Here is a 13354-nt window from a genome sequence, read left to right on the forward strand (position 1 = left end):
GTTAGTTAGTTTAAGGGCGCGAAGGTACAAAAAAGTCTCCAGACGCACAGCATCATGGAGACTTTTATGAGTTTTACTAACCTGATTCCTTTACTTTCTTAATAACTGGTTACCATATCTTCTGGTACACAGATATAGAAATCCGCACGACCTTTATTTTCTTCATCCAGTTTATCCGTGTTTTCCTGACGTACGGAAGTAACTGTCACAACGCTTGTTCCGGGACGATATTGAAGTAGGTAGGGAATAATCCCACCTTTCCAGTCGGAATGATAGCTTCCATTAATATGCAGAAATTTATCTTTCATATTGTGAGCTATAAACCACCCCATTGTAGCATCCTTTACAGCCTGTGCCTGTGCCAACTTATAATTATCTCCGGATTTTTGTCCTCCCATCATATTCATCATGCTAAAAGCTGCCTCACTCTCCTTTTCATCATAATTGAAAGAGATGGGCAAAGGGGCAATGTATCTTTTAGCCTCATCTGACAGTGAATCCAGCACTTCAAGTCCTCCGTTTTTCACTGCATTGGCATAACGGCGGGGTACATTTGTGGCAATAAACGGAATCTTATTCTCTTTAGCAAAATAGACTACCGGAGAATAATCCGTACTATAATTAGGCCACAAACGCGCCTCTTCTTCAAAACGATCGTAAGAAATTTTACGCTGCAAATATTCATTCAGGATCAGTTGGTTATCGCTCTCCATCATTTCTTCTCCCAACATCAGTTTGTCCTTATGGATATGGTAAAGGGAACGGGTTATTTCAAACTCCAGCCAGTGAGTGATAGGACAATTATGCATCTCTCCTAAGAAAACGACATCATACTTCTCCAGTTGCTTTATCAACTGGCTGTAAGTAATTGCTTTCCCCGCATTATCATATAACACGTAGGCAGGTTTGTCCACTCCTACCTGTGCACAGGTAATCATTTGCAGGCAAAAACACCCTAAAAATATAACTAATAAACGCTTAATCATTTGTTGTTTCATTCTTTAATTTATTATTACTCAAATATAATAGCACATAATTATCCAAGTCAATCCATTCTTTGAAAGCTTTACGCAACTCAACCGGAGTTATCTCATCAAGACATTGTTCGTATTGTTCAAAATCAGCTAATGATTCCCCATTTTTAAGTAATCCGACTAGCGTGGTACGCCATGCTGCCGGTGATTTTTCATTCAATGCTTCACGTTTTGCCAAGAGGAAAGAACGCTTGATGGTTTGTAATTCCTGTATATCTACTTCTTCTTCCTTTAGCCTCTGAAGAATTTCTTTCAACAAACGGTCTATCTGTCCCATATTCCGGTTATCGGCAGAAGCATTTATGTCAAAGTAGAATGTACCCCACGGGATTCCTTCATAAAACAATGAAATATAAGGAGAATAGACCAATGACTCCCGCTCACGCAAGACTGAAATCAGGCGGTTACGAATTACATCTCGCATCAATTTCAACATGAGTGTGTTCTTTTGGCAAGGCTGGTAATGACCGTAAAGTAAATAATCAAACAAGGTCTGTGTCTCGTTATCATTAGGAAATCCCTCTATAAGGGTTTTATCCGGTAGTTCAAAACTAGGATAAGAGTATTGCACCGTGTTTTCTGAAACCGGAATTCTTCCGAATACAGACACAAACTGGCGCATGAGCGAATCCGGATTGAAACTACCACATACAACATACGTAGTTCCTTCGGGACGTGTATACAATTTCTTATAAAATCCGGCTATGGAATCGAGGTTCAACCGTTCTGCAAAAGAGCGAATAGATGGACGCTTAATAGATGCTCCCATCAATTCATTGATACGGGCAGACAACTGACGCCCTGAATCTCTTTTCAGCATTTTCTCCAACATGGTTTCTTTTCCTTCATTCTGCATCAATCCCTGACGTATCTCTTCAAAATCTTCGTATTTCAGTTCAGGATCAAAAATCTTCTCATAAATCAAGTTGAAAAATTCCGGTGCATTAGCAGTGGAAGACATTCCCATAAAACCATGCCAATGATTTTCCATAGCTACAGTGATTGACATTTCTTTCTGAAAAAGATATTCGAAAAAAATTTGACCATCTACTTTCGCAAGACCTCCCATATCGATATATCCTCCAACACCTTCTAACAAAGGATATTCTTCGTCGGACAAGGAAGAAGTGCCGAGTGGAGCGAAAGAGGTCAGATACAAGGTGCTGTCAGAATCCTGTGTAGGCTTCATTATTAAACGAATGCCATTTTTCAGCTTTACTTCTCTAACCCCCATTTCATTATAGACATTGATATGAGCAATCATCGTAGCATCAAAAGGAGGGCGAATAGCCAAACAAGCGGGTGTTTCTACCGGCACTTCCTCTTTCTCTTCCTGGGGAACATAAGTATAAGGTGTACATTCTGCCCGCTCACCTTCTGCCCACGCTTCAGCTATTTCCTGTTTTGTCAATGGCATTCCCAAACCCGGATGAGAATTACAGGCAACAAGCATAGCTTGCTTCTGATAAGTAAGCCATTCTTTTAGCAGTAATTGCAAATCGTTATTTTGCACATGCAACATGGCTTCTTTCAATTGCTTCCGCTCCGCCGGGGCAGTCATATAACGATCACCTGATATCACATAATCAGTAAAATCATCGCAGAAATAAATAGAAGAACGCGCATCGTCAGGATTGCCTTCAGCTAGCTGATTGCAGAATTGTGTACGGACATCTGCCAGTTCCTCCTTGTCCCATCCTTCGCGAATCAAACAGTTTAGTTCGGCTACGGCAGTAGTTATAGTACTTAGTATTTCGCTCCTGTCATTTCCCTCTACTGCCAATACCAAATGATTCTTATCGCTCAAATACCAGGAATCAGATAGATCCGCTTTGATGTGACGCCCCCGAAAGCGCTGTGTTATTGCCCGAAGCAGTAAACGTCCGGTTTCTTTCTTGACAGCATCGTTTATAGTGCGTTCAACCACACAAGGATGAGGAATCATCAACTCCACTTTCGTATGGTTACGCAACGAATCTCTTACTTCCGATATTTGAATACCTTTCGCATACTCCAACGGATAAATGCGGAAATCTTTAGCCACCCGTTTCTTTAATGAAGAGAAACCTGCTTTTATCTTAGCCTCTATCTCATTGGGAAAAATATCTCCCACTACCACTAATGTAGCCAGTGAAGGAATATACCATTTATTGTAATATTCTTTGAGTACTTGAGGGGTCACTTTACGAATATCATCGGCAGTACCCAAAGGTATATGGTTTCCAAAAACACCCTGTCCAATCTTCAACTGATAGAAATCATCATTGAGATCATAACTTCTCAATTCCTCCAGAATGATTCCTTTCTCATTTTCCACTTTCTCCGGAAGAAAAGATATTCCGTCGAGCCAGTCGCGTATAATCAACAACGAACTGTCAACAACAGCCTCCTGCCCATGATCTGTGGGGACAGCAAACATATAGATAGTACGATCGTAACCTGTGAAAGCATTGATATCAATTCCGTATTTCACTCCCTTAGATTCCAGATAACTCACCAATGAACGTTTGGGAAAATGCCTGGTTCCACCAAATGCCATGTGTTCGAGGAAATGAGCACATCCTTTCTGATTTTCCGTTTCCTGAACAGAACCGACACGCATAATCAAACGAAACTCTACCCTTGAAGCAGGAACTGCGTTTTTTAATATTAAATAATGCAGTCCGTTAGGCAAATACCCCTCTACAGTTCCTTTTGGAAGGGAAATCGGAGCAGATTGCGCATACCCAGGTATATACACACACATGAGGTTGTGTCAAAACGCTGACACAGCCTCCAACTCACGGGCAGTATTCGGCGTTGTTATGGCATCCGGATCCGAAAACTGATTTTCATACGGAATATTCAATGAGCAGGCAGTGAAACAAAGTGTCAGGAAAAGACTGCCTATCACAGTTTTGATCCGACTTTTATTTATCATTTTTACAATCATCATATCCATCCATGTTTAGAAAGTCAAACTCAAATTAATGGTTAACACTGGCTGCATCGTACCCGCCAACGAACCTGTTTCCGGATCAGATTCCTTATAAGGAGTAATCATAAACAGATTGGATGCCTGGAAAGCAACGTTGGCATATTTAATGAAATTACAGTTCTTCTCCAGAAATGTGTGCGGAACACGATAGCGCAATGACACCATTGACAGTTTCAGATAATCACTCTTTCCAACAGTTTCCGTATTCGGATAATCCAGTGAGGCGATAGCCGAAGAACTGTAGAAAGGAGAATGGTACGTCTTCCCTTCATCTCCTTTCTCAAACCACATATTCTGCAATTGCCCTTTTATGGCATTTTTATTAGCGTCATCGGAAGAGCGGACGTATGAATAACTATAAGATTTAACTCCGCCAAATACATAATAGAAATCCATATCCAAATCAAAATCACGATAAGAAAAACTTAAATTGAATATACCACTGTAAGGAGGGGTTGCATGACCCAAAGCTACAATGTTCTCTTTCGACGGATTTTCCGTGGCTGGTATTTCGCGCCCGTCTGCTCCCTGAAATACGGGAAGGCCTGTAATCGGGTTGATACCCAACGACTTCAATCCATAAATCATATCATACGATTTTCCTACCTCATAATCAGGAATAATAGCTTCTTCACTTGCATATAAGCGATCGGCATAATACAAATCGACTACCTTATTACGATTGTATGCCAGTGATCCGCGTAGCGAAAGACGCCAATCAGAAGTATCAAGTACTTTCAGAGAAGCGCTCAATTCGTAGCCTTCATTGCGCAGCACGCCAATATTGCGTTTCATCGTGCTGAATCCATTAGACAACGGAACCGGAACATCAAGCAAAGCATCGCTTGTCTCACGCCGGTAAATGTTGGCGTCCAAAGTCAGACGTTTGAATAGTTCAACCGACAAACTAATATCCGTAGATGCCGTCTGCTCCGCTTTCAGATCGGTATTATAAAGTGCAAGCAACTGCAGGAGACGTGCATTTCCATAATAATCAGTCGAATAAGAAAAAGTACCAATCGTTGATGAAGCAGACACTCCCGCCAGATTAGCCATTCGCCCGTAAGAAGCCTTCAAGTTCAAGCGGGAGATTACATCATTATCTTTCAGAAAAGGATACTGGCTGATTGTCCATCCCAAACCGATAGCCCATGCGGCATTCCAACGTTTGGATTCAGGAAGGATAGAAGAAGCGTCTGCTTTGTAGGTCGCGAAAAGATCGTAAGTATTATCAAAACTATATCCCATCACCAGCCCCAACCCCAGTTGGGCAGTCTTTTCCTTATAAGAACCAACCACTGGTTTTCTGTTACCGGAAATAGACTGGTTGATAGCGGATGGTGACATTTGCATACCCACTCCATATCCTGTAATAGAAACATTATCCGCATCCGTCATATAATAATCCATATTCCCGCCAATAGTAAAATCATGTTTCTCGGCAAATATCTTATTATAAGTGATGCGGACATTCGATGAAACATTCGTTGTCACGTTTTTCTCTTTGGAGAGCTTTCCACGCTCTGCTTCATCCACCCCGCTGTTTCGTTCACTGATAGAAGTAGAAGGCACCAGCGTCATACCTTCATTCAAAAGCATATCAATACCTGTTACAGCATCGATACTCAATCCTTTCAGAGGCTCCAAATTCAAACTTCCACTCACTCCACCGCGTTTATCTGTCGATTTACTGTTGTACTGACTTAACAAATCATTATAAGTGTAATCTGAAGTTTCATTAGAAAAAGAAACTAATTTTCCCGTCTTTGTTTCATAAGGATTGAGTTGATAGATCAAATCGGTAGGAGAATATGAACTTCCATTCGGCGTATCTGTTTCAGAATATCCCGCATTGGCACTTAATGATAAATATCCCACCCTACCCAGTTGCTGGTCAAGGCTCATAGTGGCAGTAAAACGATGTGTATCATTCCCCGGCACACGTCCTCCTTGCTGGGCATAATTGGCAGATACATAATAAGACGTTTTTTCCGATCCGCCTCTGACACTCAGATTATGACGTTGATAGGTATTTAAATGAATCAGTTCGTCGAACCAATCAGTATGAATGGTGCGCAAAGAATCGAGTATTTCCTGCCCTTCGGCTATCATTTGGTTCAAATTCGGATCATTGGCGAAATACTTCCTGTAGTAATCCTCGCTGTACCGATAACCGGGAGTAGAACGATTTTGTAATCGGCGCTCCAGTTCCAGTTTCTCGTCCGTATCCATCATCTCGACTCCCCTGCGTCCACGAGTAGTAATACCCATATTGAAACTGTAACTGGTAGTTGTACGTCCATCGGGATTCCCGCGCAAAGAAGTGATTTCTATTACTCCATTGGCGGCTTTGATACCATACAAGGCACATGCCACAGCATCTTTCAACACCTTAATTTCTTTAATGTCCGCCGGGTTAAGGGTCATAAAGGCATCGGATGAAATTACCTGTCCGTCCATTACATATAGTGGTTCATTTGCAGCATCCCCTTCACGGAAAGATGAGTTTCCACGAATACGAATTTCCGGCTTCGAGCCCAAATCACCTGTATTGGTAACAATCAGTCCGGGAACACTTCCTTGCAATGCTAACGACATATCAATCATAGGTTTGCTATTCAGACGTCCCATATCTACATTCTGCACTACACCGGATTTTGCACGAATATCCAACTCATTGATATTCTGCCGTGCCACCACGACCACCTCATCCAATGATTTGGTATCCTGCTGCATAGCTGCATCCTGTACATTCTGTCCCGTATACTTTTCACGGACATCTTTCATTCCGATAAAGGAGAAGATAATCATGTCTCCTTTTTTCCATCTTCCACGCAACTGATAGCGTCCGTTAGCATCAGTCACCGTACCAAATTGAGTATTTCCAATACGAACCGTAGCGCCAGGAAGCGGTTCTCCCTGATGATCTGTGACCATACCGGTCAGCACAATGTCTTTTTGTTGGGCATAGGTAGCTTGAAAACTAATGGCAGAAATGAAAATAACTACAAAAAAAGAAATAATAAATGCTCTCATTTTAGCGTTTTGTTATAAACAATTATCCGGACCGCAAAATTAAATACTTAACGCAGCCCGGACAATCGCAACAAATTGCTATATTATTTCTTAGTAATACCTAATAACAGTTATTTTTAGTTTCACAAGAGATACTTTTATCTTCAAATTCGAGTGTCACATGATGAATATCCGCTTCTTCCAACTTATTTTTAATTGAACATTTTATCTCTTCCATTCTCTCTACGTCATCAATGACAACATGGGCTGTCAGGGCAGTTTCCGTTGTGCTCAATGCCCAGATATGTAGATGATGGCAATTCTCCACACCGGGCTGTTCCATGATAAGTTGCTGTATTTTTTGAGCATCTATCCCCACCGGCACTCCATCCAATGACAACCGAAGGCTATCGTGAAGCAATCCCCAAGTAGAGACAATAATAATAACAGCAATGCCAAGTCCGATAATCGGGTCAATGATGCTCCACCCTGTATACGTAATAATAATACCGGAAGCAACTACACCGACAGATACCAGTGTATCTGCTGCCATGTGCAAGTAGGCTCCCTTCACATTCAGATCCTTATCTTTATCTTTCATGAAAAGCCATGCAGTAAGCGCATTGATGACCACTCCCACCCCAGCTGTCCATGCGATAGCGGAACCATCAACCGAAACCGGATGAAATAATTTGTCTATGCTCTCGGCAATAATAATGCCAACAGCAACCAACAGTATAACTGCATTTAATAAAGAAACAAGTATCGTACTCTTCTTATATCCATACGTGTAACGACTATTAGGGTGAACTTTCTCCAACCGGAAGGCCAACATGGCAAGTACCAGACTGGCTACATCACCCAAATTATGCCCGGCATCGGAAAGTAACCCCAAAGAATTATAATAAAACCCTACTCCGAATTCTACTATGACAAAAGTTATATTCAGAGCGATGCCTATGATAAAAGCTTTATTGAGCGATGTCAACCGATGACTATGTTCGTGGTGATGATGAGGTTCCATATTATATATTGTTATTATATCTAATATACAAAAAACATCTTACCCGAAGATTAGTTCATCCCTTTCCACTTTTAGCAGTATTAACGACTGGCAAGTTTTTCCATAAACTTATTCCGGTCTACCACATAGCGTATATGTGTTCCTTCACCAATTTTACCCTGTGAATCAGAGGCTACTACAGAAAATGTCAACTTTCGTCCTTCTACCTCAAGAAGTGTGGCTGTTACAAGAACCGTATCTCCCAATGCAGTGGGTTTAAGATGTGTAGTCTGAATCATTGCTCCTACCGTTGTACTGCCTTCCGGTAATTGATTTTCAACAGCAGACAAAGCTGCATTTTCTATGAATGCTACCATAGCGGGAGTAGCAAGGACAGGGAGATCCCCCGATCCCATTGCCATTGCCAGATTTTCCGGTTTAACCACTACTTCCTTTGTTAATTGCAATCCTTTTTCTAACATAATTTCTGATTCTAAATTTTAGTTATGACTATTCTTCTTTTTAGCAGACTGATAAAATAGAAAGGCCAACAGAGCTAAGAAAGCCAAAAGTATCGTAATCATCTCTGTTGTATATGCCATTGGTTCTACCCATATTTCATGAAAGATATTCCAGCGTCCCAATACTTCTACAAAAGTCCAGAACACTACTACCGTAGCAATAGAAAAGCGCATGGCATATCCCCATTGAGTGATTTTCAACAGGCGTTTAAACATAAAAAATGAACCTGCCAGACAGCCGAAAGCAACTATAGCAGTAACAGGGCTATGCTCGCCGACAAAATTCTCATCATAACAGAAGAGCAACACGAGATAGCTCGTCCACATGATGAGATTTAACTCCATAAAAGTAACAATTGATGTATGACGTGTCATCGGCCGTACTACAATCGTGGTGGTACTCTTACGGAAAAAGACTTTTTGAAGATAGGTAAAGAAGTCGCATCCGCTTTTTATACTGAAAATGTAAATCAACATAAACATCACCCAAAAACCGAAGGAAGAAGGCATGATTAAGTATTCCGGTTTTGTCACGACTTCACCGGCAGCGTTCAGCAATGGTTGCACTTCATAACGATGTGCATAATATACGTAGATAAACTCTACCCATCCGGTCCAGAAGAGTAGTCCTCCGAATAATCCCCATAACGTCTGTCGTGTATCTCCCTTTGCAAACACTCCAATAATCACCATCACCAGACCTACTGCTCCCATCGTGAAAGCCGCATAGTGAAGAGCTGTGGATGAGAGCACATGCTCCATAAAAATCATTAATGCATGCCCCAACGGCATAGTAAACAATACAATCAGGAAAGAAGTAATCCCTGTCAATACACTTTTTCTACTGTAGCCGCCTTTCATTTTCTTCTCATTTTAATTTTTTAATCATCAATTCAGTAAAAGACTGCAAAAATAACGAGTTAATCCACTCCTCCCAATACCTACATATAATTAAAGCCTCTCATTTTTTCATTTCTTTTAGGTATTTCCCCCGTATATATATCCCCGTAACTTTGCATCTGGAAATTTAATTAATCATTATCTATCAAAATTAAGTATGAAAATCTTAAACTTTTGGATGGTTGCCCTTATGGCACTATCTCTTTCTTCTACTTTCGTTTCTTGTAGCGACAACGACGACGATGAACCTAACCTTGCCAAAGAAATAGCAGGAGCTTATAAAGGTTATTCAGTCGGCGCATGCAATATGTTCTCTGATTATTTGTTGGGTGATGAATCCACAGCAACAATCACTGCCAACGAAGATGGTACCATCAATTTGGTATATAAATCCGGATCTGGAGATTTCACTCTGAATAATTTAAAACCTTCTTCTAATAAATCTTTCAGCGGTTCCGGTGAAGTTGCCATGTCTATGAGCGGCAGCACAGGCGGTAGCTACGACTACACATTAGAAGGTAGTGTAGATGGTTCTAAAGTGTTAAGCTTGAAAGCCAATGTTGATATTCCTGTACCTATGGGAAAAATGGAGATTGATTTCATACAGGGAGAAACACCTGTTGGTTATTATATAAAAGATACTTATAAATACCAAACTCATTTATCTCTTTCAGTCACTACTCCAGAAGGGAATACCACTGAATCTACTGAAGATTGCAAAGTTATCATCGAAAATCCAACAGGCAGTACAGTAGATGTTACAATTAGCGGCTTCAATAACACAAGTGGTTCTATGAATTATTTTGAAAAGTTCACCGTAAAGGGAGTAAATGTTACTAAAGCAAACGACGGTAGTTACTCACTCAATATCGGTAGCTTTGAAGCAGACACCCAAAAGACTACAGGAGAAATTCTGGCAATCACCGGTACGAGTTTAAGTGGTACAGTTAAGTCAGACGGAACAACTACTATTACTGTAGTTTTTAAACCAGGAAGTATGCCATGGGATATTACAACAGACTTTACTGGAAGCAATACTAACAGCGCACAATAAACGATTAAATAAGCAATGAAAAGAAGCAGGAACGCTATTTTCAAATATACTATAGTAGTGGGAGCGGCAATGTCGCTCTCTGCTTGTAATGGAATATTTGAAAATATTTATGATGCCCCCATCGAAACGGAGATGGAAATCAAGGAGAATAGCTTTTCACAAGTCAAGACTGTTGAATATACAGAATGGGCCTACATTAACCTTTCGGAACGTACGGTTACCACCGTTAAAATCGGAGAGGAATATGAGAGTCAAATTCCTGATAAGTGGGATTTCGCTATTCATCGTTATGATATAAAAACCAACGAGGGTGCTGCCTACAAAACAACTTACACAAGTATCGACGAGTTTAAAGCAACAGGTAAACTGCCTAAAGCGGAAGATTTTGTAGAAGATGAATGGACAACCGATAAAATAGCCATTGACATGTCGGGCATGATGGACGGAAACATTATCTACACAGAGTCTTACCGTAATGCTGTTCTTTCCAGTTGGCTGGACGTTAATACTGCAACAATGCCTCCGGTATACACCATGTCAAACCAAGTTTTTTTGATACGTTTGAAAGACAATACATACGCAGCGATCCGTTTTACCAACTACATGAATGCCAGAGGTCTAAAAGGATATATTGACTTCGATTTCCAGTATCCGCTTGAGTTCGAGGACAACAACAATGAAACCAATCAACAAGAATGAAACCTACATTTATAATATCATTATTGCTTTTTTCATTTATAGCAACTTGCACCACATTAGCACAACACTCAACTTATCACATCAGCGGACGTGTAACTGATACAGAAGGGGAACCTCTCCCTGGTGCAACGATTTCCATCAAAGGTAAAGGAACCGGAGCCGTCACATCCGTCGACGGCACATATACATTACAACTCCCCGGAACCGGTACATACCTCATCACCGCCTCGTATGTAGGCTATCAGCCACAAGAAAAAAGACTGACTGTAGGGAAAGAGAAAAGACTAAGTTTCCGCTTATCGGAAGATCAGTTTGACCTGGGAACAGTGGTTGTCACAGGTACACGTACTCCCAAATTACTGAAAGATGCTCCTATCATCACTCGTGTAATCACAGCAGACGATATTAAGAAGGTAGATGCAACCAACGTAGGACAATTATTACAATCGGAACTGCCGGGCATTGAATTTTCCTATTCAATGGATCAGCAGGTTTCTATCAATATGCAGGGATTCGGAGGAAACTCTGTACTCTTCCTGGTAGATGGCGAACGCCTGGCAGGAGAAACTTTAAACAACGTCGACTACAACCGATTGAACCTCGATAACGTGGAACGGGTAGAAATTGTAAAAGGGGCTGCCTCTACTCTCTATGGTTCCAGTGCAGTAGGTGGCGTAATCAACATCATCACCCGTGATTCCGAGGACCCATGGAATTTAAATGTAAACAGCCGCTTCGGTGAACATAACGACCAACGATATGGCGGAACTTTCAGTTTCAAAGCCGGTAAATTCAACAGCCAGACGAATGTGCAACATACAATGTCCGATTCTTACGACGTACCGGAAGGAGATGTGACAACCATCTTCGGAAACCGCACATGGAATGTGAAAGAACGTCTTGTTTACAGACCGATTGAACAGTTGAAACTGACTGCACGCAGAGGTTATTATTTCCGCGAACGGGATAAGACCGGCGATAGCAAAGACCGTTATCGTGATTTCAGCGGAGGTCTGAAAGCCAACTATGATTTCAACATCATGAGTAATCTGGAAGTTGCCTATACATTCGACCAATATGATAAAAGTGATTATCTGACCTCATACAAATACGATGTCCGCGATTACAGCAATGTGCAACATAGCGTACGCGCACTCTACAATTACACCTTCAACGATAAAAACATTCTGACCGTAGGAGGAGATTATATGCGTGACTATCTATTGTCTTATCAATTTACCAACAATGGAAGTTATACCATGCACTCGGCAGATGCATTCGGACAGTTCGACTGGAACCCGACCGAACATTTCAACGTAATCAGCGGGGTACGTTTCGACTATTTCTCACAATCTAACGTACGTCATATATCTCCGCACATCGGACTGATGTACAAAATAGCCAACTGCTCTCTCCGTGGCTCATACTCACAGGGATTCCGCTCTCCTACCCTCAAAGAAATGTATATGAACTTCGACATGGCAAATGCCATGATGATTTATGGTAATCCCGACCTGAAATCGGAGACGAGCCACAACTTCTCGCTCTCGGCGGAATATACCAAGAACCGTTACAATTTTACCGTTTCAGGATATTACAACCTTGTCAATGACCGGATCGACCTGACTTCATTCCGCGACACTGACGGAAGATGGGCACAGCTATATATCAATACAGAGAAAGTAGACATCGCCGGTGTGGATATCAACGCCTCCGCCAAATATCCTTGTGGTCTGGGAATACGTGTTTCTTACGGATACCTCCACGAGTTTATGTGCGACGGACAAATGAAATTCTCCAGTACCCGCCCACATTCAGCGACCGCACGTATCGAATACGGCAAATCATGGGATAATTATCAATTCAATCTTTCCCTGAACGGACGTGCGTTATCCAAAGTAGAAACCAATAAATATGTGGGCAATAATCCGGATGAAGGGACTACCGGAGTGACTTATCCGGGATATACGATGTGGAACCTGACGTTGACACAAGGGATCTGGAAAGGAGTCAGCCTGAATATGGCCGTCAACAACATATTTAATTATGTTCCAAGCTATTATGACGCAAACTCTCCTTATACCCAGGGAACCAACTTCTCCATCGGACTTGCATTAGACGTAGACAGGTTCTTCAGAAAATAGAAAAGAT

9 protein-coding genes and 1 pseudogene are annotated in these 13354 nt (G+C 41.4%); 3 read left to right on the forward strand and 7 right to left on the reverse strand.

Annotated features, from left to right (window positions below):
* Window positions 1-98: 98 nt before the first annotated feature.
* The 7 genes and pseudogenes from CJF29_RS14420 to CJF29_RS14450 all read right to left on the reverse strand — a co-directional run bounded on the left by CJF29_RS14420 (window position 99) and on the right by CJF29_RS14450 (window position 9411).
* Window positions 99-998: a ChaN family lipoprotein gene (locus CJF29_RS14420; RefSeq protein ID WP_099146503.1), complete on the reverse strand. Its 900-nt coding sequence runs from the start codon at window positions 996-998 to the stop codon at window positions 99-101.
* Window positions 979-3780, reverse strand: a complete 2802-nt coding sequence (locus tag CJF29_RS14425) for a M16 family metallopeptidase (protein WP_099146502.1) — start codon at window positions 3778-3780, stop codon at window positions 979-981. The genes CJF29_RS14420 and CJF29_RS14425 overlap by 20 nt, the downstream gene beginning before the upstream one ends.
* Before the next feature lie 24 nt (window positions 3781-3804).
* Window positions 3805-3954: pseudogene (locus CJF29_RS14430) on the reverse strand (RagB/SusD family nutrient uptake outer membrane protein); the annotation flags it as partial.
* A 27-nt stretch (window positions 3955-3981) separates the two neighbouring features.
* The gene (locus CJF29_RS14435) at window positions 3982-7047 is read right to left on the reverse strand and encodes a SusC/RagA family TonB-linked outer membrane protein (RefSeq protein ID WP_099146501.1); all 3066 of its coding nucleotides are present in this window, start codon (window positions 7045-7047) and stop codon (window positions 3982-3984) included.
* A gap of 100 nt (window positions 7048-7147) precedes the next feature.
* The gene (locus CJF29_RS14440) at window positions 7148-8050 is read right to left on the reverse strand and encodes a cation diffusion facilitator family transporter (protein ID WP_099146500.1); all 903 of its coding nucleotides are present in this window, start codon (window positions 8048-8050) and stop codon (window positions 7148-7150) included.
* Window positions 8051-8130: 80 nt separating this feature from the next.
* Entirely contained in the window at window positions 8131-8511 is a 381-nt protein-coding gene (locus CJF29_RS14445) for a thioesterase family protein (protein ID WP_099146499.1), read from the reverse strand.
* An 18-nt stretch (window positions 8512-8529) separates the two neighbouring features.
* Window positions 8530-9411 carry a hypothetical protein gene (locus tag CJF29_RS14450; RefSeq protein WP_004308057.1) on the reverse strand — a complete coding sequence of 294 codons (882 nt, stop codon included), beginning with the start codon at window positions 9409-9411 and terminating at the stop codon, window positions 8530-8532.
* Window positions 9412-9607: 196 nt separating this feature from the next.
* Between CJF29_RS14450 and CJF29_RS14455 the strand changes: the two genes are divergently transcribed.
* Genes CJF29_RS14455 through CJF29_RS14465 form a run of 3 tightly spaced genes read left to right on the forward strand, consistent with a single transcriptional unit; the run spans window position 9608 to window position 13347 of the window.
* Window positions 9608-10504, forward strand: a complete 897-nt coding sequence (locus CJF29_RS14455) for a calycin-like domain-containing protein (protein WP_099146498.1) — start codon at window positions 9608-9610, stop codon at window positions 10502-10504.
* Window positions 10505-10519: 15 nt separating this feature from the next.
* Window positions 10520-11203: an HmuY family protein gene (locus tag CJF29_RS14460; protein WP_099146497.1), complete on the forward strand. Its 684-nt coding sequence runs from the start codon at window positions 10520-10522 to the stop codon at window positions 11201-11203.
* The gene (locus tag CJF29_RS14465) at window positions 11200-13347 is read left to right on the forward strand and encodes a TonB-dependent receptor (RefSeq protein ID WP_099146496.1); all 2148 of its coding nucleotides are present in this window, start codon (window positions 11200-11202) and stop codon (window positions 13345-13347) included. Before CJF29_RS14460 ends, CJF29_RS14465 begins: the two co-directional genes overlap by 4 nt.
* Window positions 13348-13354: the final 7 nt, after the last annotated feature.

The organism is Bacteroides celer (assembly GCF_002632415.2).
Classification (GTDB): Bacteria; Bacteroidota; Bacteroidia; order Bacteroidales; family Bacteroidaceae; genus Bacteroides.

Excerpts from the sequence above, each read along its gene's own strand:
- CJF29_RS14420 (WP_099146503.1), bottom strand. The coding sequence starts at position 998 with ATGAAACAACAAATGATTAAGCGTTTATTAGTTATATTTTTAGGGTGT.
- CJF29_RS14425 (WP_099146502.1), bottom strand. The coding sequence starts at position 3,780 with ATGTGTGTGTATATACCTGGGTATGCGCAATCTGCTCCGATTTCCCTT.
- CJF29_RS14435 (WP_099146501.1), bottom strand. The coding sequence starts at position 7,047 with ATGAGAGCATTTATTATTTCTTTTTTTGTAGTTATTTTCATTTCTGCC.
- CJF29_RS14440 (WP_099146500.1), bottom strand. The coding sequence starts at position 8,050 with ATGGAACCTCATCATCACCACGAACATAGTCATCGGTTGACATCGCTC.
- CJF29_RS14445 (WP_099146499.1), bottom strand. The coding sequence starts at position 8,511 with ATGTTAGAAAAAGGATTGCAATTAACAAAGGAAGTAGTGGTTAAACCG.
- CJF29_RS14450 (WP_004308057.1), bottom strand. The coding sequence starts at position 9,411 with ATGAAAGGCGGCTACAGTAGAAAAAGTGTATTGACAGGGATTACTTCT.
- CJF29_RS14455 (WP_099146498.1), top strand. The coding sequence starts at position 9,608 with ATGAAAATCTTAAACTTTTGGATGGTTGCCCTTATGGCACTATCTCTT.
- CJF29_RS14460 (WP_099146497.1), top strand. The coding sequence starts at position 10,520 with ATGAAAAGAAGCAGGAACGCTATTTTCAAATATACTATAGTAGTGGGA.
- CJF29_RS14465 (WP_099146496.1), top strand. The coding sequence starts at position 11,200 with ATGAAACCTACATTTATAATATCATTATTGCTTTTTTCATTTATAGCA.